This window comes from Pararobbsia silviterrae (assembly GCF_003628125.1).
GTDB classification, from domain to species: Bacteria; Pseudomonadota; Gammaproteobacteria; order Burkholderiales; family Burkholderiaceae; genus Pararobbsia; species Pararobbsia silviterrae.
Map to the genome: position 1 here is coordinate 94,023 of NZ_RBZU01000011.1, position 24,315 is coordinate 118,337.

20 protein-coding genes are annotated in these 24,315 nt (G+C 66.4%); 16 read left to right on the top strand and 4 right to left on the bottom strand.

Annotation, left to right across the window (positions count from 1 at the left end):
* Window positions 1-141: 141 nt before the first annotated feature.
* Complete coding sequence (locus D7S86_RS21395; RefSeq protein WP_121089117.1) at window positions 142-891, bottom strand: hypothetical protein; 750 nt, start codon at window positions 889-891, stop codon at window positions 142-144.
* Between the two features lie 270 nt (window positions 892-1,161).
* Here D7S86_RS21395 and tkt point away from each other — a divergent pair, with 270 nt between their 5' ends.
* The gene (gene tkt / locus D7S86_RS21400) at window positions 1,162-3,207 is read left to right on the top strand and encodes a transketolase (protein WP_121089392.1); all 2,046 of its coding nucleotides are present in this window, start codon (window positions 1,162-1,164) and stop codon (window positions 3,205-3,207) included.
* Window positions 3,208-3,297: 90 nt separating this feature from the next.
* Entirely contained in the window at window positions 3,298-4,308 is a 1,011-nt protein-coding gene (gap, locus tag D7S86_RS21405; protein WP_121089118.1) for a type I glyceraldehyde-3-phosphate dehydrogenase, read from the top strand.
* A 144-nt stretch (window positions 4,309-4,452) separates the two neighbouring features.
* Here gap and D7S86_RS21410 read toward each other — a convergent pair whose 3' ends face one another.
* Together D7S86_RS21410 and fur are read right to left on the bottom strand one after the other, a co-directional pair.
* Window positions 4,453-5,118, bottom strand: coding sequence for a hypothetical protein (locus D7S86_RS21410; RefSeq protein WP_147432416.1), 666 nt, complete (start codon window positions 5,116-5,118; stop codon window positions 4,453-4,455).
* A 151-nt stretch (window positions 5,119-5,269) separates the two neighbouring features.
* On the bottom strand, window positions 5,270-5,698 hold the full coding sequence (gene fur, locus D7S86_RS21415; RefSeq protein ID WP_121089123.1) for a ferric iron uptake transcriptional regulator: 429 nt from the start codon (window positions 5,696-5,698) through the stop codon (window positions 5,270-5,272).
* 161 nt (window positions 5,699-5,859) lie between these two features.
* Between fur and D7S86_RS21420 the strand changes: the two genes are divergently transcribed.
* The 9 genes from D7S86_RS21420 (at window position 5,860) to D7S86_RS21460 (ending at window position 15,080) form a co-directional block, all read left to right on the top strand.
* Window positions 5,860-6,651, top strand: a complete 792-nt coding sequence (locus tag D7S86_RS21420; RefSeq protein ID WP_240648332.1) for an outer membrane protein assembly factor BamE — start codon at window positions 5,860-5,862, stop codon at window positions 6,649-6,651.
* Window positions 6,651-7,448, top strand: coding sequence for a 4-hydroxy-tetrahydrodipicolinate reductase (dapB, locus tag D7S86_RS21425; RefSeq protein WP_121089125.1), 798 nt, complete (start codon window positions 6,651-6,653; stop codon window positions 7,446-7,448). The genes D7S86_RS21420 and dapB overlap by 1 nt, the downstream gene beginning before the upstream one ends.
* 58 nt (window positions 7,449-7,506) lie before the next feature.
* Window positions 7,507-8,283: a MotA/TolQ/ExbB proton channel family protein gene (locus D7S86_RS21430; protein ID WP_121089127.1), complete on the top strand. Its 777-nt coding sequence runs from the start codon at window positions 7,507-7,509 to the stop codon at window positions 8,281-8,283.
* Between the two features lie 100 nt (window positions 8,284-8,383).
* Window positions 8,384-8,830, top strand: a complete 447-nt coding sequence (locus D7S86_RS21435; RefSeq protein ID WP_121089129.1) for an ExbD/TolR family protein — start codon at window positions 8,384-8,386, stop codon at window positions 8,828-8,830.
* A gap of 119 nt (window positions 8,831-8,949) precedes the next feature.
* The gene (gene leuS / locus D7S86_RS21440; RefSeq protein WP_121089131.1) at window positions 8,950-11,559 is read left to right on the top strand and encodes a leucine--tRNA ligase; all 2,610 of its coding nucleotides are present in this window, start codon (window positions 8,950-8,952) and stop codon (window positions 11,557-11,559) included.
* 71 nt (window positions 11,560-11,630) lie between these two features.
* Window positions 11,631-12,182 carry an LPS-assembly lipoprotein LptE gene (locus D7S86_RS21445; protein WP_420813297.1) on the top strand — a complete coding sequence of 184 codons (552 nt, stop codon included), beginning with the start codon at window positions 11,631-11,633 and terminating at the stop codon, window positions 12,180-12,182.
* A gap of 13 nt (window positions 12,183-12,195) precedes the next feature.
* Window positions 12,196-13,275, top strand: a complete 1,080-nt coding sequence (gene holA, locus D7S86_RS21450) for a DNA polymerase III subunit delta (RefSeq protein ID WP_121089135.1) — start codon at window positions 12,196-12,198, stop codon at window positions 13,273-13,275.
* 61 nt (window positions 13,276-13,336) lie between these two features.
* Window positions 13,337-14,650, top strand: a complete 1,314-nt coding sequence (locus tag D7S86_RS21455) for a glutamate-5-semialdehyde dehydrogenase (protein ID WP_121089396.1) — start codon at window positions 13,337-13,339, stop codon at window positions 14,648-14,650.
* Between the two features lie 13 nt (window positions 14,651-14,663).
* Window positions 14,664-15,080 (top strand): CopD family protein, encoded by a 417-nt coding sequence (locus D7S86_RS21460; RefSeq protein WP_121089137.1) that lies wholly within the window; start codon window positions 14,664-14,666, stop codon window positions 15,078-15,080.
* Between the two features lie 90 nt (window positions 15,081-15,170).
* Here D7S86_RS21460 and D7S86_RS21465 read toward each other — a convergent pair whose 3' ends face one another.
* Window positions 15,171-17,528 (bottom strand): prolyl oligopeptidase family serine peptidase, encoded by a 2,358-nt coding sequence (locus tag D7S86_RS21465; RefSeq protein WP_147432417.1) that lies wholly within the window; start codon window positions 17,526-17,528, stop codon window positions 15,171-15,173.
* 155 nt (window positions 17,529-17,683) lie between these two features.
* On the opposite strand from D7S86_RS21465, the gene edd reads away from it, so the two are divergent.
* From edd to D7S86_RS21490, 5 genes are all read left to right on the top strand, one after another.
* Window positions 17,684-19,585, top strand: coding sequence for a phosphogluconate dehydratase (gene edd / locus D7S86_RS21470; RefSeq protein ID WP_121089141.1), 1,902 nt, complete (start codon window positions 17,684-17,686; stop codon window positions 19,583-19,585).
* Window positions 19,586-19,730: 145 nt separating this feature from the next.
* On the top strand, window positions 19,731-20,378 hold the full coding sequence (eda, locus tag D7S86_RS21475) for a bifunctional 4-hydroxy-2-oxoglutarate aldolase/2-dehydro-3-deoxy-phosphogluconate aldolase (RefSeq protein WP_121089143.1): 648 nt from the start codon (window positions 19,731-19,733) through the stop codon (window positions 20,376-20,378).
* A 197-nt stretch (window positions 20,379-20,575) separates the two neighbouring features.
* Window positions 20,576-22,048, top strand: coding sequence for a GntT/GntP/DsdX family permease (locus D7S86_RS21480; protein WP_121089145.1), 1,473 nt, complete (start codon window positions 20,576-20,578; stop codon window positions 22,046-22,048).
* A gap of 101 nt (window positions 22,049-22,149) precedes the next feature.
* Window positions 22,150-22,665: a gluconokinase gene (locus tag D7S86_RS21485; RefSeq protein WP_121089398.1), complete on the top strand. Its 516-nt coding sequence runs from the start codon at window positions 22,150-22,152 to the stop codon at window positions 22,663-22,665.
* 198 nt (window positions 22,666-22,863) lie between these two features.
* Entirely contained in the window at window positions 22,864-24,213 is a 1,350-nt protein-coding gene (locus D7S86_RS21490; RefSeq protein WP_121089147.1) for a THUMP domain-containing class I SAM-dependent RNA methyltransferase, read from the top strand.
* Window positions 24,214-24,315 lie beyond the last annotated feature (102 nt).

Consider the following 24,315-nt stretch of genomic DNA (forward strand, 5'->3'; position numbering starts at 1 on the left):
AGCCCGTAGTGTGCCACGGCTGCGCGCGACATCGGAGACATCGGAGACATCGAGACATCGAGACATCGAGACATCGAGACATCGAGACATCGAGACATCGAGACGTCCGCACGTCGACGACATCGACGTGCGGACGTTCGATCAGCGCGCGCGCGAATACTCGATGACTGTCGGGCCGCGCGGGCTATCGGAAGCAGCTTGCGCGGCGGTGCGCGGCTGAATCATGACGATCACATCGAGATGGCGCGATGGCGCACTCGGAAGTTCGAATCGCAAAAGCTTTGTCGGCCCCACGTTCGATTTGACGTGGATCGTGCCATCGGGTTCGCGGGCCTGGATCCAGTAGTCGAACGGCGTATCCGAACGGAATTCGAGCGGCGCGAGCCGTTGGCCCGCCTGCAGACAGCCCTTGAGATACAGCGTCTGGTCGGCGCGGATCTCGGCGCGAGCCGGCGATGCGCCGCGCGCGCTGACGGTCGCCTGGCAGAGGTTGACCGGCGTCGGCAGTTGGCCGCCGACACGACGCGGCTCGAAATACAGCGTTTCGCGGCCGATGGCCGGACGATTTCCCGGGGCCATGTGCGTCTGCGCGAACGCAGCGCTCATCGTGACGTAAGCGGCGTTGGGCGTGTTCCAGATCCCGATGTGCTCGAGCATCTCGGGCAGCAGGCCCGTGCCCTGAGTTTGCCGCACCGCGTCGGCCGGTGCGAAGACGTTGCGCAGCACGGCCGGGCCGGGGGCAGCCGACGAGTCCGCATCCGTCGCGCGCTTGGCGCGGTCCTGGACGAGGCTGTCGGCGCGCGGCGCGGTCAGACGGGCGGCAGCACGGACATTCGTTCGAATATCGGTTCGTGAAACGAGCGAAGGCGGTAACGTGGAATTGATCGACATGGCGGAGTCTCAAGGAAGGGGAGAGCCAAGTCTTGATCGATGCCACGGACAGGGCTTGCCTGAAATGCGCTTGAGCGCGTGGGCGAACAAGGTCCGGCGCGCGTCCACGCGGGCGCGGGGGCGTCGCCCTGTCCCTCAAAAAATGCAACACGGCATGCGAACTTGTGCAAAGGCTGTCGAACGGGCTGTCTGATAAAATCCCCGTCTTTGCCGCGTCCGGCGCTTCGGGCGCGCGCGCACCGTCCTCTGTTCCGTTTCGGGATTTCCGATATGACGACCACGTCTCTGAGCCCTTCCGCCCCCCAGTCGACCACGAGCACGCGTATGGCCAACGCCATTCGCGCGCTTTCGATGGACGCCGTCCAGAAGGCCAACTCCGGTCACCCGGGTGCGCCGATGGGTATGGCCGACATCGCAGTGGCCCTCTGGAACCGCCACCTGCGTCACAACCCGACGAATCCGCACTGGCCGGACCGCGATCGTTTCGTGTTGTCGAACGGGCACGGCTCGATGCTGCTTTATTCGCTGCTGCACCTGACGGGCTACGACCTGCCGATCGAAGAGATCAAGCAGTTCCGGCAGATGCACTCGAAGACGCCGGGCCACCCGGAGTACGGCATCACGCCGGGCGTCGAAACGACGACGGGTCCGCTCGGCCAAGGTCTCGCGAACGCGGTCGGCATGGCGCTCGCCGAAGCGCTGCTCGCGGCCGAATTCAATGACGGCGACGATACGATCGTCGATCACCACACGTACGTGTTCCTCGGCGACGGCTGCCTGATGGAAGGCATCTCGCACGAAGCCTGTTCGCTCGCGGGCACGCTCAAGCTCAACAAGCTCATCGCGCTGTACGACGACAACGGCATCTCGATCGACGGCCATGTCGAAAACTGGTTCGCCGACAACACGCCGAAGCGTTTCGAAGCCTATGGCTGGAACGTGATTCCGGCGATCGATGGCCACAACATCGACGCGGTCGATGCGGCGATTGCGGCCGCCAAGCGTTCGGACCGTCCGACGCTGATCTGCTGCAAGACGATCATCGGCAAGGGCGCGCCGACGAAGGCGAACAGCCACGACGCGCACGGCGCGCCGCTCGGCGCGCAAGAAATCGCGGCGACGCGTGCGGCGATCGGCTGGGAGTACGAGCCGTTCGTGATTCCGCAGGACGTTTATGACGCGTGGGACGCGAAGGCGTCGGGCGCGAAGCTCGAACAGGAATGGACGGCGCGCTTCGCGACGTATGCGGGCAAGCATCCGCAGCGCGCGATCGAATTCGAGCGCCGCATGAAGAGCGAGTTGCCGCGCGACTTCGCCGAAAAGGCGAAGGCGCTCATCGACGCGACCGTCGCGAAGGGTGAAACGATCGCGACGCGCAAGGCTTCGCAGAACGCGCTCGACGGCCTCGCCGCGGCGCTGCCCGAACTGCTCGGCGGCTCGGCCGATCTTACGGGTTCGAACCTCACGAACTGGAAGGCGAGCAAGGCGGTGCGCGCGGGCCAGGACGGCGCGATCCAGTGGGGCAACCACGTGAACTGGGGTGTGCGCGAGTTCGGCATGAGCGCCGCGCTCAACGGGATCGCGCTGCACGGCGGCTATCTGCCGTTCGGCGGCACGTTCCTGACGTTCTCGGACTACAGCCGCAATGCGCTGCGCATGGCGGCGCTCATGAAGATCCGTTCGGTGTTCGTGTTCACGCACGACTCGATCGGTCTTGGCGAAGACGGTCCGACGCACCAATCGATCGAGCACGTCGCGAGCCTGCGCCTGATTCCGCATTTCGACGTCTGGCGTCCGGCGGATACGGTCGAGACGTCGGTCACGTGGGTCGAAGCCGCGAAGCGCGTGGGTCCGAGCGCGGTCATCTTCACGCGCCAGAATCTCGCGTATAACGAGCGCACGGATGCGCAGGTCGAAGCGATCGCGAAGGGCGGCTACGTGCTCGTCGACTGGGACGAGGAAACGGTCGCGCGCAAGCTGATTCTCATCGCGACGGGCTCGGAAGTCGAACTCGCGGTCAAGTCGGTCGAAGCGCTCAAGCAAGTCGGGATCGGCGCGCGCGTCGTCTCGATGCCGTCGACGACGGTGTTCGACCGTCAGAGCGACGACTGGAAGGAATACGTGCTGCCCAAGGGCGTCGCGCGCGTGGCGATCGAAGCGGGCGTCACGAGCTTCTGGGCCAAGTACGTCGGCCTCGAAGGCGGTGTCGTCGGTATCGATACGTTCGGCGAATCGGCGCCCGCCGGCGAGTTGTTCAAGCATTTCGGTTTCACGGTCGACAACGTCGTCGCGACCGCGAAGCGTGTACTCGGCTGATTCCCGCCCACAACGCAGGAACGTTGCATTTCGCGGTGCGGCCGGCGCATGATGCCGTCGCACCGATTTTGACCCTCAGGAGATAAGGACATGGCAATTCGCGTCGCAATCAACGGCTACGGCCGGATCGGCCGGAACACGCTGCGCGCGTTCTACGAAGCAGGCAAGAAGCACGACATCGAAATCGTCGCGATCAACGATCTCGGCAACGCCAACACCAACGCTCACCTGACGCAATACGACACCGTGCACGGCAAGTTCCCGGGCACGATCTCGGTCGACGGCGACTATCTGATCGTCAACGGCGACCGGATCCGCGTGCTCGCGAACCGTAATCCGGCCGAACTGCCGTGGGGCGAACTCGGCGTCGACGTCGTGCTCGAATGCACGGGCTTCTTCACGACGAAGGAAAAGGCGAGCGCCCACCTGAAGGGCGGCGCGAAGAAGGTCGTGATCTCGGCGCCGGGCGGCAAGGACGTCGATGCGACGATCGTCTACGGCGTGAACCACGCTTCGCTGAAGAAGGAACACACGGTCATCTCGAACGCATCGTGCACGACGAACTGCCTTGCGCCGCTCGTTCAGCCGCTGCACGAGAAGCTCGGCGTCGTGTCGGGCCTCATGACGACGATCCACTCGTACACGAACGACCAGGTGCTGACGGACGTCTATCACGAAGACCTGCGCCGCGCGCGTTCGGCCACGCAAAGCATGATCCCGACGAAGACGGGTGCGGCTTCGGCGGTCGGTCTCGTGCTGCCCGAACTCAACGGCAAGCTCGACGGCTACGCGATCCGCGTCCCGACGATCAATGTGTCGATCGTCGATCTCTCGTTCGTCGCCGCGCGCGAAACGACGGTCGACGAAGTGAACTCGATCCTCAAGAACGCATCGGAAGGCGCGCTCAAGGGCATCCTCGAGTACACGTCGGCACCGCTCGTCTCGCACGACTTCAACCACAACCCGTCGTCGTCGGTGTTCGATGCGACGCTCACGAAGGTGTCGGGCAATCTCGTCAAGGTGTCGAGCTGGTACGACAACGAGTGGGGCTTCTCGAACCGGATGCTCGATACGACGGTGGCGCTCGCGACCGCGAAGTAAGCGATACATTCACGCGCCGCGCCGAACGCGCGGCGCGATGCGTGGCATACGATAAACGGGGCGTGTCCGGCGGACGCGCCCCGTTTTTTTTACCGAGGCCGCATTGCCGACGCATGCGGCATCCGGACCTCCGCGCGTGTGTGATCAGTGGGGGGCTTCGTGCCCGAATCGGATCGTCAGTCCCGCGCAGTCGGAGGAGGTTCGCGCGACGAGGTATCGATCCGTCCCGTTCGCCGACGCCGCGAACCCCAGGATGTTCGCGTTGCCTGCCTGCGTGAGGATCTGCACGCTTCGCGTACCCGATGTCGATGCGCTCTCCGGGGGCGCCTTCACGAACACGATTTCGCGTAGCGGCCGATGGCTGGGACGTGTCTCCGTTCCAGCGGCGTTCAATCGCAATTCGGTTTTGCGCAAGCCGGCGAGATCGCGGGGAAACAAGACGTCATCTTTGAGAAGCATCAACTTGACGTCGGCCCGCAGTGCCGGGATGTCTCGATACGACATCGATTGCGATAGGGCGCCCCGATTTGCGGGTGTATCTCGCACGGGTCGACTCAGGCGTTGTTTGAACAACTCGGCGAGTGTCTCGGTCGAGGAGGGCTGCTTGAATTCGGCGTCGGAACCTGCCGCGTGCGCCTCTGCGGGACGGGCTTGCGGTCCCTGCGCGGACGCGTGCATTTGAAGCGCACGGGTATGAGCGGTCGAAGCGCTTGCGATGGGAGTCAACATGACGATCTCCGGTGGGTTGAGGAGCACCCACCGTAGTCGAATCGAAATCTTGAATTGGCGTCGTGCGGCAAACTGTCGCACCTGTATCGCCGCGCGCGGGACCGGTCGAGCGCTTTATGCCAATATGGCCGGCGTGCGCCGCTCGGAATGACGGGCGTCAGGTTCGTATTGTCGGCGGCTCGACGCGGTCATGTGCCGTGCGAGCCGGTGCACGCGTACGAGCGCGTTCGATTCAGTGCTTCTTGTGAGGACAATTGGCCTTCGTGCACGCGCCGTAAAGCGCCAGTGCATGTTCATGCAGCGCGAAGCCGCGTTCGCTCGCGATCAATTGCTGGCGACGTTCGATCTCGGCGTCATAGAACTCCTCGACGCGTCCGCAGTCGACACAGACGAGGTGGTCGTGGTGCGTGCCTTCGTTGAGTTCGAAGACGGCTTTGCCCGACTCGAAATTGCTCCGGCTCAGCAGCCCGGCCTGTTCGAATTGGGTCAGCACGCGATACACGGTGGCGAGGCCGATATCGAGTTCTTCGTGCAGCAGGTGTCGATAGACATCCTCGGCCGTCAGGTGTCGGACGTCGCTGTTTTGAAAGATCTCGAGAATTTTGAGCCGTGGCAGGGTCGCTTTGAGCCCGATATTCTTCAGGTCGGCGGGATTGGTCATGGCACTGCGTCCCTAGAGTACAATACGAGGCCCCAATCATAATGGGTTTTCCTGGGCGGCATCAAAGATCTCGCGTTATCGGACGCGGAACAATGGGTGAAATGAGTTCAACTTTCTTCAATCGTGGCCTTCGCCACGCGGGTTTAGTGACTGTCGCCGTCGTGGGTGCCACCGTACTTGCCGCCTGTTCGACCTATAACAGTGTGTCGCACGAGGTCGTCGACTGGATTACGCCGTATCACCTGACGGTCGAGCAAGGCAATTTCGTGTCGAGCGAAACGGCGGCTCAGCTTCAGAAAGGGATGACGCGCGATCAGGTCAAGACGCTGCTCGGTACGCCGCTGTTGACTGATATCTTCCATCAGGACCGTTGGGACTATATGTTCTCGTTCCGGCGCGGTCCGCGCGAAATCGTCCAGCAACGCGATCTCGTCGTCTATTTCAAGGGCGACACGCTCGACCATTGGACCGGCGCCGAAGATTTGCCGAGCGAGCAGGAACTGCTCGCCGCGATCGACGGCAACGACAAGCAAAGCAATCTGCTTCGCCAGGAGCGCCTCGCGAAGGCTGCTGCTGCTTCGTCCGCTGCGGCGGCGGGTGCGGCGAGCGATGCCGCGCCGACACCGGCCGTGAACGCTGCGTCGTCGGGCGTTGCGCCGAATGTCGCCGCCGCGAATGCCGCGAATGCCGCGACGTCGATCGACGCGGCGCCGGCGAAGCCCGCGCCGAACGGCTCGCAGATTCCGCAGCCGATCATCGGCGGCGTCCAGCAGCCGACGGGCCAGCCGCAGATCAGCCTCCAGCGTCCGGCGCCGCCGACGCAGGGCAATAACGCCGCCGTGCCGGATTCAAGCGGCCTCGACCGCGTGCTCAGCGCGAGCGATGCGGCCGTCAGCGGCGCGCCCGCGCCGGTGCCGTCGCCGGCGCCGCCTCAATCGGGAAATTCGAACTGATGCGCATCGCTATCGCAGGAGCCGACGGCCGCATGGGCCGCATGTTGATCGAGACGGTACTCGCCGACTCGGGCGTCACGTTGTCGGGCGCGCTGTGCATGAAAGGCAGTGCGTCGGTCGGCCAGGATGCCGGTGCGTTTCTCGGGAAATCGACGGGCGTGCCGTTATCCGACGACGTCGACGCGGTGCTTGCGAAGTCCGACTATCTGATCGATTTCACGCGCCCCGAGGGCACGCTCGCGCATCTCGCGATCGCGCGCCGGCATGGCGTGCGCATGATCATCGGCACGACCGGATTCAACGACGCGCAGAAGGCCGAACTCGAGGCGGCGTCGAAGACGTTGCCGATCGTGTTCGCGCCGAATATGAGCGTCGGCGTCAACGTCACGTTCAAGCTGCTCGAGGTCGCCGCGCGTTTTCTCGCGACGGGCTACGACATCGAGATCGTCGAAGCGCATCATCGCCACAAGGTCGACGCGCCGTCGGGCACCGCGCTCCGGATGGGTGAAGTCATCGCCGACACGATCGGACGCGAACTCTCGAAGGTCGCCGTCTACGGACGCGAAGGCGTGACGGGCGAGCGCGATCCGTCGACGATCGGCTTCGCGACGGTCCGCGGCGGCGATATCGTCGGCGACCACACGGTGCTGTTCGCGGGCATCGGCGAGCGCATCGAGATTTCGCACAAATCGTCGAGCCGCGTGAGCTACGCGCGTGGCGCGATCGTTGCTGCACGCTTTCTCGCCGACAAGTCGAACGGTCTGTTCGACATGCAGGACGTGCTCGGCCTCGCCTGAATCGGATCTCCCGGCGGCGATGCGCGGTCTTCACTGACTCGACTTCACGGAGCCGTTGATGGGCGAGACGGGTGTCATTCATTACTTGCGCTCGGGCGACGCGGTCACGCAGGCGGTCGCGTGGCTGCTGCTCGCGATGTCGGTGCTGAGCTGGTGCTGTCTGCTCGTCAAGGCCTGGGTCGTCGCGCACGCGAAACGTCGCGCACCGCGCGCGATCGGCGCGTTCTGGCAAGCGCCGACCTTGCGTGACGGCGTCGCGGCGTTACGCCGCGCCGATACCGAACGGATCTTCACGCCGCTTGCCGAAGCGGCGCTCCAAAGTCTTGAAGCCGATGTGCCGGGCGCCTTGCTCGCGCGCGTCGAACGCGGCGATCGCGTGCTGCGCGCGTTGCGCCACGCCTTGCAGCGTTCGCAGCGCCGGCTCGAATTCGGGCAGGTGCTGCTCGCGTCGATCGGCAGCACGGCGCCGTTCGTCGGCCTGCTCGGGACCGTCTGGGGCATCTATCACGCACTGGGCCGCATTGCCGAAAGCGGACAAGCCTCGATCGACAGCGTCGCGGGACCCGTCGGCGAAACGCTGATCATGACGGCGTTCGGGCTCGTCGTGGCGATTCCCGCCGTGTTGGCCTACAACATCCTCGGTCGCCGCGTACGCGAGCTCGGCGAGGATCTGGACGGCTTTGCGCGCGATCTGCATGCGTTCGCGCTGTCGCCCGTCCCGACCGGGGCGACGGCGCCCGGATCCGCTCGACCCGCGCAGGCGGGCTCGTCGGCGCATGCCGTCTCCGCCGCGACCGCGTCGTCGGCGGTCGCGCATTCGGGCGAACGCGTTTGAACACGTCGGAACGCGTGCGCGAGCGGCGCTGCGCGCGTCGCGACGACGCGTGTGCCCCGATGCTGAACCGACCCTCATTCAACGCGAGGCAACGCACGCGATGGCATTTGGCGGACTGAGCGACGGCGAGCGCAATGCGCCGATTTCCGACATCAACATGACGCCGCTGATCGACGTCATGCTCGTGCTGCTCGTCATTTTCATCATCACGGCGCCCTTGCTCACGCGCGCGGTCCGGCTCGATCTGCCGCGCGCGACGGCCGCGCCGGCGCCCGATACGGGACACACGATCGATCTCTCGATCGACGCGCAGGGCGCGCTCTACTGGGACGGCGCGCGCGTCGACGAGCGGGCGCTGAACGGCAAGCTCGCGGCCGCCGCGAAGCAGACGCCCGCGCCGGAACTGCATCTGCGCGCGGATCGCGCGACGCGCTACGAGACGATCGCGCGCGTGATGGCCGACGCGCAGCGCGCCGGCGTCTCGCGGATCGGCTTCGTGACGCTGCCCGATCCGGCCGATCGCGCTCCGGCGGGCAGCCTACCCTGAGGGCCGGCCGCGCGCCGCGGCGTCGCGCGCGTCAGACGGTATAATCGCCGCTTGCTCTCAAATCGACACGCGCGCTGCACGCACGCGCGCGACTCTCGCGTTTCACCCGACCATCCGCCATGCAAGAAAAGTACGTTCCCGCAGACGTCGAATCCGCCGCGCAAGCACAGTGGCGCGAACATCACGTCTACCAAGCCGTCGAGACGCCCGATCAGGACAACAAGTTCTATTGCGTGTCGATGCTGCCCTATCCGTCGGGCAAGCTCCATATGGGCCACGTACGCAACTACACGATCAACGACGTGATGGCGCGCTATCTGCGCATGCAGGGCCGCAACGTGTTGATGCCGATGGGCTGGGACGCGTTCGGGATGCCCGCCGAGAACGCGGCGATGGCCAACAACGTGCCGCCCGCCAAGTGGACCTACGACAACATCGCTTACATGAAGAAGCAGATGGAGTCGATGGGCCTCGCGATCGACTGGTCGCGCGAAGTCACGACGTGCAAGCCCGACTACTACCGCTGGAATCAGTGGCTGTTCCTCAAGCTGCTCGAGAAGGGCGTCGTCTACAAGAAGACCGGGACCGTCAACTGGGATCCGATCGACCAGACCGTGCTCGCGAACGAGCAGGTCATCGACGGCAAGGGCTGGCGCTCGGGCGCGACCGTCGAGAAGCGCGAGATCCCGATGTACTACATGCGGATCACGCAGTACGCCGACGAACTGCTCGCGGATCTCGACGGCCTCGGCTGGCCCGAGCGCGTGAAGGTCATGCAGCAGAACTGGATCGGCAAGAGCTTCGGCGTGAATTTCGGCTTCCCGTACGAGATCGACGGTGAATCGAAGCTGCTCCGCGTGTTCACGACGCGCGCCGACACGATCATGGGCGTCACGTTCGTCGCGGTCGCGGCCGAGCATCCGCTCGCGACGCGCCTCGCGCGCAACAAGCCCGAGCTTCAGCAATTCATCGACGAATGCAAGCGCGGCGGCGTCGCCGAGGCCGACGTCGCGACGATGGAGAAGAAGGGCAAGCCGACGGGCTTCCACGTCACGCATCCGCTGACGCAGGAGCGTATCGAGGTCTGGATCGGCAACTACGTGCTCATGAGCTACGGCGAAGGCGCCGTGATGGGCGTGCCCGCGCACGACGAACGCGATTTCGCGTTCGCGCTCAAGTACGCGCTGCCCGTCAAGCAGGTCGTCGCCGTCGGCGACAACGCGTATTCGACGACCGTCTGGGCCGAGTGGTACGGCGACAAGGAAAACGGCCGCTTGATCCAGAGCGGCAAGTACGACGGCCTCACGAGCAAGGAGGCGATCGACGCGATCGCGACCGATCTCAAGGATCTCGGCCTCGGCGACAAGCAAGTCACGTGGCGTCTGCGCGACTGGGGCATTTCGCGCCAGCGCTACTGGGGTACGCCGATCCCGATCATCCATTGCGCGCACTGCGGCGATGTGCCCGTGCCCGAGAAGGATCTGCCCGTCGTGCTGCCCGAGGATCTCGTACCGGACGGCGCGGGCAATCCGCTCGCGAAATCGGCCGCGTTCCTCAACGTCAAGTGCCCGACGTGCGGCGCCGACGCGCGCCGCGAGACGGACACGATGGACACGTTCGTCGATTCGTCGTGGTACTTCTACCGGTATGCGAGCCCCGACGCGACGACGATGGTCGATGCGCGGACCGACTACTGGATGCCGATGGACATGTATATCGGCGGCATCGAGCACGCGATCCTGCACTTGCTGTATTCGCGCTTCTGGGCGAAGGCGTGCCGCGATCTCGGCCTCATCAAGTTTGGCGAGCCCGCGGCGAATCTGCTCACGCAGGGCATGGTGCTCAACGCGACCTACTATCGCGAGGACGCGTCGGGCAAGCGCACGTGGTACAACCCGCTCGACGTCACCGTGACGGCGGACGGCGCGGTGCTCAAGACCGACGGCGAACCCGTGATCTCGGGTGGCGTCGAGAAGATGTCGAAGTCGAAGAACAACGGCGTCGATCCGCAATCGCTGATCGATTCGTACGGCGCGGACACCGCGCGTCTGTTCACGATGTTCGCGGCCCCGCCCGAGCAGAGCCTCGAATGGGCGGACTCGGGCGTCGAGGGCGCGAGCCGCTTCCTGCGGCGCCTCTGGAATTTCGCCTATACGCATGCCGACGTGCTCAAGCGCGGTCGCGCCGATCGCGCCGCCCTGCGCGCGGCGACGCTCAGCGATGCGCAGAAGGCCTTGCGTCTCGAAATTCACAGCGTGCTCAAGCAGGCTGAATTCGACTTCCAGCGCATCCAGTACAACACGGTCGTCTCGGCCGCGATGAAGATGCTCAACGCGATCGAAGGCGCGAAGCAGGCCGCCGAGGGCGAACACGGCGCGAACGTGCTGCGCGAAACGTACGGCGTGCTGTTGCAGTTGCTGTACCCGGTCGTGCCGCATATCACGGTCACGCTCTGGGACGAACTCGGGTATCGCGCCGAGTTCGGCACGGATCTGCTCGATACGCGCTGGCAAGGCGTCGACGAGAAGGCGCTCGACGTGTCCGAGGTCGAGCTCGTGCTGCAGATCAACGGTAAGGTTCGCGGCGCGCTGACCGTCGCGAAGGACGCGACGCGCGACGTCATCGAGCAGGCGGCGCTCGCGCATGAGATGTTCGAGCGCTTCGGCAACGGTCAGGCGGCCAAGAAGGTCATCGTCGTGCCGGGTCGTCTGGTCAACGTCGTCGTCTGACGGGGCATGGGATCGTATCGGCCGCGTGCCGGTACGAGGCGCAACGCAGCGCGTGACGAGAGGGAGTGACAGTGATTCGCCTTATGTTTTGTGCCGTGACCGCGGCGTGCATGCTGAGTGCATGCGGCTTCCAGCTGCAGGGGCGCGACAACTTTCCGTTCAAGAACCTCTATGTCCAGTCGACCGGCTCGCGCGAGATGAGCGCGTTGCTCAAGCGCCGGATCGAAACGGGTTCCGACACGACCGTGCTGCAATCGCCCGGGGGCGCCGACGCGATTCTGATGCTCAGCGAGGGCCGCGGCCAGGGCACGCTGAGCCTGAGCGCCGAGGGGCTTGTCGAAGAGTACGAGCTCGACCTCACGCTCAGCTATCAGCTCGTCGCGAAGAACGGCACCGTGCTGATTCCGCCGTCGTCGATCGCGCTGAATCGCTCGATGACCTACGACGACCAGTACGCGCTCGCGAAGCAGTCGGAATCCGAGATTCTCTATCGCGACATGGAGCACGACGCGGTCGATCAGTTGCTGCGCCGGCTCGCGGTCGTGCATACGCTCGAGCCCGGCGAAGAGCCGGCGGCGCCCGCGGTCAATCGGCGCGCGCCGCTGCCGACGCCGCCGCTCTGACGGGATCGACGCGATGCAACTGCGTGCCGATGCGCTCGGCGCTCATCTGGCCAAGGGCCTCGGGCGCCTCTATACCGTCTACGGAGACGAGCCCTTGCTCGTCCAGGAGGCGGTCGACGCGATTCGCGTGCGCGCGCGCGGCGAAGGGTTCACCGAGCGCAATGTGTTCACGGTCGAGCGCGGGTTCGACTGGAGCAGCCTGCTCGGCGCGAGCCAGTCGATGTCGCTGTTCGGCGATCGGCAGCTCGTCGAAGTCCGTATTCCGACAGGCAAGCCCGGCAAGGAAGGCGGCGAGATGCTTCAGAGGATCGCGGGCGAGGTCAACGACGACGTGCTGACGCTCGTCACGCTGCCGCGTCTCGACGCGGCGACGCAGAAGACGGCCTGGTTCAATGCGCTTGTCGATGGCGGCGTCGCGATCAAGATCGACAAGGTCGAACGCGCGCAACTGCCCGCGTGGATCGGACAACGTCTCGCGGCGCAGGGGCAGCGGCTTGCGCCCGGCGAACCCGGGCGACGCGCGCTCGACTTTATCGCCGAGCGCGTCGAGGGCAATCTGCTGGCCGCGCATCAGGAAATCCAGAAGCTCGCGCTGCTGCATCCCGACGGCGTGCTCGATCTCGAATCGGTGCAGGACGCCGTGCTCAACGTCGCGCGCTATGACGTGTTCAAGCTCAGCGAAGCCGTGCTCGCGGGCGATGTCGGGCGTACGGCGCGCATGCTCGACGGCTTGCGCGGCGAAGGCGAGGCCGCGGTTCTCGTGCTCTGGGCGTTGACCGAAGAAATCCGCACGCTGCTGCGTGTCAAACGCGGTGTCGCGGGCGGCAAGCCGCTCGCGGTGCTGTTGCGCGAGAACCGCGTCTGGGGACCGCGCGAGCGCTTGATCGGCCCCGCGTTGTCGCGCGTCAGCGAAGCCGCGCTCGAGCGCGGACTCGAACTCGCCGCGAAACTCGACCGGCAGGTCAAGGGACTCACGGGCACGCGCGGGACGCGGCGCGGCTCGGCGGCGGTCGCGTTGCCGCCGGCCGACCCGTGGGCGGGACTGTTCGAGCTCGCGATGACGGCCATGACGCCGCCGCGGCGGGCAGCATAGAATGAACGGCCGGCGCGCGATTGGACGCGATTTGCCGGCGCAATCCTTGGGTGTGAAGAAGATGGGTGCGAACGATCAGGTGACGGCGCAGGCAAGCGCCGTAGGCGATATCGACGAATACATGGAGCGCGTGGGCCAGCGCGCGCGCGCCGCGTCGCGTGCGATCGCGAAGGCGAGCACGGCGGCGAAGAACGCCGCGCTCAAGGCGATCGCCGACGCGATCGAACGCGACGTCGACGCGCTGCGCGCGGCGAACGCGCGCGATGTCGAGCGCGCGAAGCGCAACGGCCAGGATCCGGCGTTCATCGACCGGCTCACGTTGTCGGACAAGGCGCTCAAGACGATGATCGAAGGCCTCAACCAGGTCGCGGCGCTGCCCGATCCGGTCGGCGAGATCGGCAACCTCAAGTTCCGCCCGACCGGCATTCAAGTCGGCCAGATGCGCGTGCCGCTCGGCGTGATCGGCATCATCTACGAATCGCGCCCGAACGTGACGATCGACGCTGCGGCGCTATGCCTGAAGTCGGGTAACGCGACGATCCTGCGCGGCGGCTCCGAAGCGATCGAAAGCAACACGGCGCTCGCGCGCGCGATCGGCGAGGGGCTTGCGTCCGCGGGGCTGCCCGCCGACGTCGTCCAGGTCGTCGAAACGACGGACCGCGCCGCGGTCGGCAAGCTCATCACGATGACCGATTACGTCGACGTGATCGTGCCGCGCGGCGGCAAGAGCCTGATCGCGCGCCTGATCGCCGATGCGCGCGTGCCGATGATCAAGCACCTCGACGGCATCTGCCATGTCTATGTCGACGACTGCGCCGATATGGACAAGGCGCTGCGCATCGCCGAGAACGCGAAGACGCATCGCTACGGCACGTGCAATACGATGGAGACGCTGCTCGTTGCCGAAGGCATCGCGCCGCGCGCGCTGCCGATGCTCGGCAAGCTGTTTCACGACAAGGGCGTCGAGTTGCGCGTCGACGCGGCGTCGAAGGCGATCCTCCATGCGTCGGGTCTCGATGACGTCAAGGACGCGCAGCCCGAAGACTGGTCGACCGAATACCTCGCGCCGATTCTCGCGGTCAAGGTCGTCGCGAGCCTCGACGCGGCGATCGATCACATCAACGAATACGGGTCTGCGCATACCGATGCGATCGTGACCGAAGACCACGACCGCGCGATGCGCTTCCTGCGCGAAGTCGATTCGGCGAGCGTCATGGTCAATGCGTCGACGCGCTTCGCGGATGGTTTCGAATTCGGCCTCGGCGCCGAGATCGGCATCTCGAACGACAAGCTTCACGCGCGCGGCCCGGTCGGTCTCGAAGGCCTCACGTCGCTCAAGTACGTCGTGCTCGGGCACGGCGAAGTCCGGCAATAGGGCGCGCGACACGATGCTCTGGATCAAGGCGCTGCATATCGTATTTGTCGCTTCGTGGTTTGCCGGGCTGTTCTATTTGCCGCGGATCTTCGTGAATCTCGCGATGGAGACCGATCCCGCGGCGACCGCGCGGCTGCTGCTGATGGCGCGCAAGCTGTTCCGCTTCATGACGTTCATCGCGGTGCCGGCGATCGTGTTCGGGCTCTGGCTGTTCGTCGTGTTCGGGATCGGACAGGGGCAGGGCTGGATGCACGCGAAACTCGGCGTCGTCGTGCTCGTGATCGTCTATCACGCGCTGTGCGGCCGGATTCTCGTGCAGTTCGAGCGCGGTGAAAACACGCGCTCGCATCGCTTCTACCGGATCTTCAACGAGCTTCCCGTGCTCGCGCTGCTCGCCGCGGTGCTGCTCGTCGTCGTCAAGCCCTTCTAGGCGCGCGATCGCCGCGCCTCATCCTATCGACGGAATATCCGACCGACGGAATGCGTGGCGGAGCATCCTCGCAGGGACCCGCCGCCGCCGTTATCGGCCGTTTTTCCCGATCGTCGCCCATAGGAACGCGTAGACGAGCGCCGTGCTGCGCGCGCCGTCGCGCGGATCGGGCGTCGCGCCGTGGCCGCCTTGCGTCTCCTCGTAGTACCAGATATCCGCATGCCCCTGTGCCTGCATGCGCGCGGCCATCTTGCGCGCGTGCGCCGGATGAACGCGGTCGTCGCCGGCGGCCGACGTGAACAGCACGGCCGGATAACGGACCTCGGCCGCCACGCGGTGATACGGCGAATACGCGGACAGGAAGCGCGCATCTTCGGGGGCGTCCGGATCGCCGTATTCGTCGATCCACGAGGCGCCCGCGAGCAAGCGGTGATAGCGCTGCATGTCGAGCACCGGCACTTCGCAGACGACCGCGCCGAACAGTTCGGGGTGCCGGACCATGCACGCCGCGACGAGCAGGCCGCCGTTGCTGCCGCCCTGGATGCCGAGCTGCGCCGATGTCGTGAAGCCCTCGGCGATCAGCGCGCGCGCGACGCTGACGAAATCGTCGAACGCGACCGGACGCTTCTCGCGCATCGCGGCCTGATGCCACGACGGGCCGTATTCGCCGCCGCCGCGGATATTGGCCACGACATAGACGCCGCCTTGTTCGAGCCAGCCCATACCCTGGCTTGTCGCATACGACGGTTCGAGCGCGATTTCGAAGCCGCCGTAGCCATAGAGCAGACACGGCGCGGGCGTGCGATGCGCGGACTCGATGACCGCGCGCCGGCCGATGACCCAATACGGGATCGCGGTGCCGTCGGGCGCGTGCGCGACCGCGCGGATCACCGTCATCTCGGCGGCGTCGAACGACGCGCGCAATTGCTGGATGCGCTCCAACGCGCCGAGGTCGTCGGCGCGCGCGTCGCCGCGCCAGAGCGTCGGCGGTTCGAGATAGTGATTGCTGAGTACGAACACCGCGTCGTCGACGAGGTCGTCGATGAACCACGTCGAGGTTTCGCTGCCCGCGACGACCGGCATCTCGCGCAGCGCGTGCGCGTCGGGATCGAGCGCCGCGCTGTCCCGTGCGCGCGCGACGCCGATTCCGAGATCGATGCCCGAGGCGAGCGCGCCCGATCCCAGGACAAGCTCGCTTTCGACGGCGGGTGTCGCCGTCGGCGAGCCGAGGCCCGTGGGCAGCTCGGGCGGTTGCCAGAAGCGCGTGCGCGACACGAGGTCGTCCGAATAGCTGATCGCGGCCCAGGTCTTGCCCGTCTGGAAGCCCGTCAGCGCGGTTTTCGCATCGGGCGTGAAGAGCGCGAGAAACGTGCGCGATCCCGCGTGAAACGCGTCTTCGCGGATCGCGAGCAGAGCGCCGCCCCGATGCACGGTGTCGCCGATGTCCCAGTCGCGGCGCGGCGCGACCATGAGCCAGCCCTTCCACGTGTAGACATCGGCATGCAGCGGCACGTCGTACGCGCGCCAGGTGTCGCCGTCGAGCCGATACGTGATGCCGTCCTCCATCGAGACGCTCCGGTACGCGAAGTGCCGGCCGCATTCGATGTCGTACGACGCCGATGCCGAGAGGTCGCTCGCGTCGCATGCGAAGACGACGGGCGCCTCGGCGGGCGCGGTGCCGCGCGACCAGCGGCGGACTTTGCGCGGATAGCCCGAACGCGTGACGCTCGGATGGTTCGTGTCGCCTTCGCTCGGATCCCACTGGAGATAGATCGTGTCGCGATCGATCCAGCCGACGCTGTGCTTGCCGACGGTCTCGAGGTGAAAGCCGTCGGCGACGAAATCGCCCGTCGCGAGATCGAATTCGCGCACGACGACGGCGTCGCCGCCGCCCGGCGACAGATGGACGAGCGCGCGGTCGCCGGCGGGCTCGATCACGCTCGCGCCATGCCAGGCCCAGTCGACTTCCTCGTCCTCGCTGAGCACGTCGAGATCGAGCAGCGCATGCCATTGGGCCGTGCCCGCGAGCCAGTCGACCCAGCGCGCGCGCCGCCAGACGCCGAGCGGATGCGCTTCGTCCTGCCAGAAATCGTAGGCCCAGTCGCCGCGCCGCGTCGGGATCACGAGCTGATCGGGCGACAGCGCGTCGTCGACGAGGCGTTGGACGAGCGTCTCGAAGGCGTCGCCGTGCGCGAACGCGGCGAGCGTTCGGGCGTTCTGCGCGTGCACCCATGCCGAGACGCGCTTCGTCTCGCTCTGTTCGAGCCAGACGAACGGATCGTCGGCGCTCTCCCAGCCCGCGCCGGCCGGCGCGGCCGTCGCGACATCGGAGGGCGGCGGGTTCGAGCCGGCCGAGCCGTCGGACGTGTCGGAAGTACCGGGCGTGCCGGACGTGTCGGAAGTATCGGGGGGCAGATCCGATGGGGAACGATCGGCGGAGATAGGCATGACGAGACGGCGCACACGGCGGAAATGGCTTCGGCGACATAATCGCACAGCCGTGCGCGCGGCCGCCTGGGGGGTTTGAGTTAAAATTCCGAACTCTCACACCAAAAAGACCAAAAAATCGATCGCGGCAAGGCGGCCGGCAAGGAGCACATTCGATGGTATCCCCGCATCATAATTTGCAGAAGGTCACGGCCCGTGTGATCGAGCGCAGCCGCGCGACGCGCGAAGCCTATCTCCAGCGTATCGCCGATGCACAGGGCAAGTTCCCGGCACGCAATGCGCTCTCGTGCGCGAACCTCGCGCATGGTTTCGCGGGCCTCGTCGGCGACGACAAGATGAAGATCAAGGCCGTGCGCGTGCCGAATATCGGCATCGTCTCGTCGTATAACGAAATGCTGTCGGCGCATGCGCCGTTCGTGTCGTATCCGGACATCATCAAGCGCGCGGCCAACGAAGCGGGCGGCGTCGCGCAATTCGCGGGCGGCGTGCCGGCGATGTGCGACGGCATCACGCAGGGCAATCCGGGCATGGAGCTCTCGCTGTTCTCGCGCGAAGTCATTGCGATGTCGACGGCGGTAGCGCTAACACACAATATGTTCGACGCGGCGCTGTGTCTCGGCATCTGCGACAAGATCGTGCCGGGCCTGCTGATCGGCGCGCTCCAATTCGGTCATTTGCCGACGATCTTCGTGCCGGCCGGACCGATGACCAGCGGCCTCTCGAACGACGACAAGGCGAAGACGCGCCAACGGTTCGCGACCGGCCAGTGCGGCCGCGACGAGCTGCTCGAAGCCGAGGCCCAGGCGTATCACGGCCACGGCACGTGCACGTTCTACGGCACGGCGAACAGCAACCAGATGCTCATGGAAGTCATGGGCCTGCATCTGCCGAGCACGGCCTTCGTGCATCCGCACACGCCGCTGCGCGATGCGCTGACGGCCGCGTCCGCGCATCGCGTGCTCGAACTGACGGCCGACGGCTCGCAGTACACGCCGATCGGTCACGTCGTCGACGAGAAGGCGATCATCAACGGCATCGCGGCCCTGCTCGCGACGGGCGGCTCGACGAACCATACGCTGCACCTCGTGGCGATCGCGCGCGCGGCCGGCGTGCTGATCGACTGGAACGATTTCGACGAGCTCTCGCAAACGACGCCGCTGCTCGCGAAGATCTACCCGAACGGCAAGGCCGACGTGAATCACTATCATGCCGCGGGCGGCATGGCGTTCCTCGTGCGCGAGATGCTCGGCGCGGGGCTGCTCCACGAAGACGTGACGACGGTCGCGGGCAAGGGCCTGTCGCACTACACGAAGGAGCCCAAGCTCATCGACGGCAAGCTCGAATGGGTCGAGGGCACGCGCGAAACGCTCGACGCGAAGGTGCTGCGTCCGGCGGCCGAACCGTTCCAGGCGGACGGCGGCTTGCGTCTGATGCAGGGCAAGATCGGCCGCGGCGTCATCAAGATCTCGGCGGTCGCGCCCGAGCACCGCACGGTCCGCGCGCCCGCGATCGTGTTCGATTCGCAGGAAGAAGTGCAGGCCGCGTTCGATGCGGGCAAGCTCAATCAGGACTTCGTCGCGGTCGTGCGCTTCCAGGGCGCGCGCGCGAACGGCATGCCCGAGCTGCACCGCCTGACGCCGCCGCTCGGCGTGCTGCAGGACAAGGGCTTCAAGGTCGCGCTCGTGACCGACGGCCGCATGTCGGGCGCGTCGGGCAAGGTGCCCGCCGTGATCCACGTGTCGCCCGAAGCGTTGCTCAACGGCCCGCTCGGCAAGGTGCGCACGGGCGATATGATCGTCATCGACGCCGAAGCCGGCGTGCTCGACGTCGAGATCGACGCGCAGATCTGGGCGCAACGCGACGTCGCGCAGCCGCCGCATCAGGACGAGAACGAAGTCGGCTTCGGCCGCGAGCTGTTCGGCGTGTTCCGGTCGCAGGCGATGCCCGCCGAATTCGGCGCCTCGGTGTTCGGCAAGCTGCCGGGCGAGCAGGCCAAGACGGCCGCGGGCGCCTCGGTTGCCGCGGGCGCGGCGGCGACGCTGACGGCCGGCCGGTAGACGGACCCATGAGCGGCCGATGCGCGCCGCGCCGCGTATGCGAAAGCGCATGCCGGCGCCGCGTTCATCGGCCGCGATGCAGTTGCCCGGGCGGCCGCATGCGCCGCCCCTGTACGAGACAGTGAATCCATCGAAGGAGCAAGCAATGATCAAAGTCAGCGATATCGTTCGTATCGGTCCCGTTATCCCGGTCCTCGCGTTCGAATCGGTCGAAGAAGGCGAGGCCGTGTGCCGCGCGCTCTATGAGGGCGGCGTCAAGGTGCTCGAAATCACGCTGCGCACCGAGGCCGGTCTCGGCGTCATCGAAGCGGCCAGCAAGATCGCCGACGACATCGTGGTCGGCGTCGGTACGCTGACGAAGCCCGAACAGGTTGCGGCCGCGAAGAAGGCCGGCGCGCAGTTCGGCGTGTCGCCGGGCCTTACGCGCGAGCTGCACGACGCCGCGGTCGCGGCGGGTCTGCCGTTGCTGCCCGGCTGCATGACGCCGTCGGATCTCGTGCAGGCCGTGAGCTTCGGCTACGAGATCGTCAAGTTCTTCCCGGCGCAACAGGCGGGCGGCGTGCCGATGCTGCAGGCCTTCTACGGCCCGTTCCCGACGCTGCGCTTCTGCCCGACGGGCGGCATCACGCCCGAGACGGCGCCGAATTTCCTCGCGCTGCCGAACGTCGTCTGCGTCGGCGGTTCGTGGATGACGCCGAAGTCGGCCGTCGCGGCGAAGGACTGGGCCGAAGTCACGCGCCTCGCGCGCGGCGCGAGCCAGCTCGCGCATCACCACGCGCAAAAGGCCGCCTGACGGTCTCGCATGGCGTGGCGCGCCGGACACGGAGACGTCCGGTGCGCGCGCATGGTGCGAATGGCGCGCATGCGCTCCCGCGCGGTGTGTCAAGGAAGGAGCAGGTCAAAGCAGGTCACTGAAGGTCTAGGCAGGTCCACTGAAGGTCTGACAATAACAAGGCGGACGTTCCGCGTCCGCGACCCTAGGAGACACGCATGGGCGCCGTACACGGGACCCCGTTGCTCATCGAGGCGCTCGTCGCCATCGTCGCGCTGATCGTTCTGATCGCGCGTTTCAAGATCAATCCCTTCATCGTTCTGCTCGTCGTCTCGCTCGCGCTCGCGGTCGCCGCGGGCATGCCGATGGAGAAGATCGTCAAGGCCTTCGAGACGGGCGTGGGCGGCACGCTCGGGCATATCGCGCTCGTCATCGGCCTGGGCACGATGCTCGGCAAGATGATGGCCGAGTCGGGCGGCGCGGAGCGCATCGCGACGACGCTGATCGGCCTATTCGGCGAGGAGCACGTGCACTGGGCGATGATGTGCATCGCGATCATCGTCGGTCTGCCCGTGTTTTTCGAGGTCGGCTTCGTGCTGCTGATCCCGATCGCGTTCAATCTCGCGCAGCGCACGGGCAAGTCGATGGTGCTGATCGGCGTGCCGATGATCGCGGGGCTGTCGATCGTGCACGGCCTGATTCCGCCGCACCCGGCGGCGCTGCTCGCGGTCCAGGCGTTTCATGCCGATATCGGCAAGACGATCGCGTTCGGGCTGCTGATCGGCATTCCGATCGCGATCGTCGCGGGGCCGCTGTTCGCGCTGTCGATCTACAAGCACATCCACCTGAATCCCGATAACGCGATCGCGCGCCAGTTCATCGGCAGCCGCGCCGAGCGCGGCGTGCCGGGCGAGGCCACCGATCGGCGCGCGGCGTCGAAGGCCGGCGCGGCCGCGCGCGATGCGGGCGGCGACACCGTACGAGTCGCCGTCGCGCGCGACAGCCATCCGTATCCGCGCGATCTGCCGAGCTTCGGCATCACGCTGTTCACCGTGCTGCTGCCCGTCGCGCTGATGCTGATCGGCAGTTGGGCCGACCTGTTCACGCCCGCGCACTCGCTCGCGAACGATATCGTCAAACTGCTCGGCAATTCGGTCGTCGCGTTGCTCGTCGCCGTGCTCGTCAGTTTCTGGACGTTCGGCGGCGCGCGCGGGTTCGATCGCGAGCAGATTCTCAAATTCGTCAATGAGAGCCTCGGACCGATCGCCGGCATCGTGCTCGTGATCGGCGCGGGCGGCGGCTTCGGCGCGATTCTTCGCGAGACCGGCATCTCGCAGCAGATCATCGACTCGTCGTCGTCGCTGAGTCTCTCGCCGCTCGTGCTCGGCTGGCTCGTCGCGGCGCTGATCCGGCTCGCCACGGGGTCGGCGACCGTCGCGATGACGACGGCCTGCGGCATCGTCGCGCCGCTCGCGACGTCGGCGACCGCGGCCGTGCGGCCCGAATTGCTCGTGCTGTCGACGGGTGCGGGCTCGCTGATCTTCTCGCATGTCAACGACGCGGGGTTCTGGCTCGTCAAGGAATACTTCGGCATGACGATCTCGCAGACCTTCAAGACCTGGTCGCTCTGCGAAACGATCATTTCGGTCATGGGACTCGTTCTGACGCTCGGGCTCGCTTCGGTGTTCTGAGCCTCTGCCTGGATGCAAATCGGTCCGACGTGTTTTAATCGACCGGTTTAAGGTCGCCACGGTGGGCCGACCGACTGGATAGGATGCAACAAGGAGTCACGATGATTTTGATCGCGATGGGGGTATCGGGCAGCGGCAAGACGACGGTCGGCGAGCAGCTCGCGGCCCGGCTCGGCTGCGGTTTTGCCGATGCCGATTCGTTTCATAGCGACGCCAACAAGCAGAAGATGCACGCGGGCATCGCGTTGACCGATGACGATCGCTGGCCCTGGCTGCGCGCGATCCGCGCCGATATCGAACAGCGGCGCGCGCAGGGCGTCGATTACGTCTATGCGTGCTCGGCGCTCAAGGCCTCGTATCGCGAGATCCTTCGCGCGGGCGACAAGGACGTGATCTTCGTCTATCTGCAGGGCACGCGCGAGGTGCTCGAACGCCGGCTCGCGGGCCGCAAGGGACACTTCTTCGACCCCTCGCTGCTGCAGAGTCAGCTCGATACGCTCGAACCGCCGGGGCCGCATGAGGCAGTTGTCGTCGATATCGACCAGGACGTCGCGCATCTCGTCGACGAGATCGTCGAGAAGGCCGTCCGTCATGGCCAGGGTGGCGAAGGCGGCTGAGTCGCGGTTTGCGCTGCGAGGGTCGTCGTCGGTGCGTCTCGGCCTGCATGCGCCGAGCTGCGAGCCGCCGCCTTGAGCAAGGTCCCTTGAGCGAGGCGCTCCAAGCGACGCGGCTGACGCGCTCCGGTCCAATCGCCCCCGTCAGGCAAGCGTGCGCCGCGTACAATGGCGCCTTGTCCTTCCGCGCCGGATTTGCCGATGTCTTCCTTTGAATTTTTCGCACCCTGCCCACGCGGGCTCGAAGCGGCGCTTGCGGCCGAGCTGCGTGATCTGGGCGCGCATGCGGCAATCACGGTCGGCGCCGACGTGCCGGGCGGCGTGCATTTCTCGGGCGAGTGGAGCGCGGCGATGGCCGCGAATCTGCATTCGCGGATCGCGAGTCGCGTCCTGCTCAAGATCGCCGCGCGCCCCTACCGCAACGAGCACGATATCTTCGCGTTCGCGCTCGAACAGCCGTGGGAGCGCTGGTTCACGGCGAACCAGACGCTGCGCATCGACGTGACGGCGATCAAGTCGCCGCTGCGCAGCCTTGAATTCACGACGCTCAAGGTCAAGGACGCGGTCTGCGACCGCTTGCGCGACAAGACGGGCGCGCGTCCGAATATCGATACGGCCGAGCCCGATGTGCGGATCTTCGTGTTCGTCACCGCGACCGATTGCACGCTCTATCTCGACACCTCGGGCGAGCCGCTGTTCAAGCGCGGCTGGCGGCTCGACAAGGGCGCGGCGCCGCTGCGCGAGAATCTCGCGGCCGGCATCCTGCGCCTGACGGGCTGGACGCCCGACACGCCGCTCTACGATCCGATGTGCGGCAGCGGCACCTTCCTCGCCGAGGCGGTTCAGCAAGCGCTTGGCGTCGCGCCCGGCGTGCAGCGCCGCTTCGGTTTCGAGAAGCTCAAGAGCTACGACATCACCGCGTGGCAGACGCTCAAGGTCGCCGCGATGGACAAGGCGCGCGCCGCGCGCGGTGCGAACGTGCGCGATCTGCCGATCTTCGGCAGCGATATTTCGGGCGACATGCTCGAGAAGGCGCGTGCGAATCTCGCGCGCGCGGGCGTGCCGACGCTGTCGCTCAAGCAGCTCGACGCGCGCAACATGATCGCGCCGAGCGCCGCGCCGGGCATTCTCGTCGCGAATCCGCCGTACGGCGAGCGTATCGAAGTCCGCGGCCGCGGACCGCGCGGCGAAGCGCGGCCGACCGCGCGCAGCGAACGCGGCGTGCGAGGCGAGCGCGGCGGGTATGGCGGCAACGCGCGCGGCGACGATGACGATGCGCCGCGCGGCTTCGAACGCGCGCATGCCGACGAGCTTGGCGCCGAGTTCTTCCTCGCATTCGGTAGCGCGCTCAAGCAGCACTTCGCGGGCTGGCGCGCGTTCATGCTGACGTCGGACCGCGGACTGCCGGGCCAATTGCGCCTGCGCGAGTCGACGAAGACGCCGCTTTATAACGGCGCGCTCGAATGCCGGCTGTTCCGTTTCGACGTCGTCGCGGGCCCCGTGCGTCGCCGCGACGGCGACGCGCAGGATGGTGCGGCCGCGGATCACTGATCCGCTGTCGCCGCACATGCGACGACGCGGTGAGTGAGGCGTCGTCGAGCGCGTCCGGCGCGTCGGATCACGGGCGCGTTTCACGGATCTCGCGGTGTTTCA

What these genes read in the sequence shown, in the direction of transcription:
- D7S86_RS21395 (WP_121089117.1), bottom strand. Translation starts at nt 891, where the DNA reads ATGTCGATCAATTCCACGTTACCGCCTTCGCTCGTTTCACGAACCGAT.
- tkt (WP_121089392.1), top strand. Translation starts at nt 1,162, where the DNA reads ATGACGACCACGTCTCTGAGCCCTTCCGCCCCCCAGTCGACCACGAGC.
- gap (WP_121089118.1), top strand. Translation starts at nt 3,298, where the DNA reads ATGGCAATTCGCGTCGCAATCAACGGCTACGGCCGGATCGGCCGGAAC.
- fur (WP_121089123.1), bottom strand. Translation starts at nt 5,698, where the DNA reads ATGACCAATCCCGCCGACCTGAAGAATATCGGGCTCAAAGCGACCCTG.
- dapB (WP_121089125.1), top strand. Translation starts at nt 6,651, where the DNA reads ATGCGCATCGCTATCGCAGGAGCCGACGGCCGCATGGGCCGCATGTTG.
- D7S86_RS21430 (WP_121089127.1), top strand. Translation starts at nt 7,507, where the DNA reads ATGGGCGAGACGGGTGTCATTCATTACTTGCGCTCGGGCGACGCGGTC.
- D7S86_RS21435 (WP_121089129.1), top strand. Translation starts at nt 8,384, where the DNA reads ATGGCATTTGGCGGACTGAGCGACGGCGAGCGCAATGCGCCGATTTCC.
- leuS (WP_121089131.1), top strand. Translation starts at nt 8,950, where the DNA reads ATGCAAGAAAAGTACGTTCCCGCAGACGTCGAATCCGCCGCGCAAGCA.
- holA (WP_121089135.1), top strand. Translation starts at nt 12,196, where the DNA reads ATGCAACTGCGTGCCGATGCGCTCGGCGCTCATCTGGCCAAGGGCCTC.
- D7S86_RS21455 (WP_121089396.1), top strand. Translation starts at nt 13,337, where the DNA reads ATGGGTGCGAACGATCAGGTGACGGCGCAGGCAAGCGCCGTAGGCGAT.
- D7S86_RS21460 (WP_121089137.1), top strand. Translation starts at nt 14,664, where the DNA reads ATGCTCTGGATCAAGGCGCTGCATATCGTATTTGTCGCTTCGTGGTTT.
- D7S86_RS21465 (WP_147432417.1), bottom strand. Translation starts at nt 17,528, where the DNA reads ATGCCTATCTCCGCCGATCGTTCCCCATCGGATCTGCCCCCCGATACT.
- edd (WP_121089141.1), top strand. Translation starts at nt 17,684, where the DNA reads ATGGTATCCCCGCATCATAATTTGCAGAAGGTCACGGCCCGTGTGATC.
- eda (WP_121089143.1), top strand. Translation starts at nt 19,731, where the DNA reads ATGATCAAAGTCAGCGATATCGTTCGTATCGGTCCCGTTATCCCGGTC.
- D7S86_RS21480 (WP_121089145.1), top strand. Translation starts at nt 20,576, where the DNA reads ATGGGCGCCGTACACGGGACCCCGTTGCTCATCGAGGCGCTCGTCGCC.
- D7S86_RS21485 (WP_121089398.1), top strand. Translation starts at nt 22,150, where the DNA reads ATGATTTTGATCGCGATGGGGGTATCGGGCAGCGGCAAGACGACGGTC.
- D7S86_RS21490 (WP_121089147.1), top strand. Translation starts at nt 22,864, where the DNA reads ATGTCTTCCTTTGAATTTTTCGCACCCTGCCCACGCGGGCTCGAAGCG.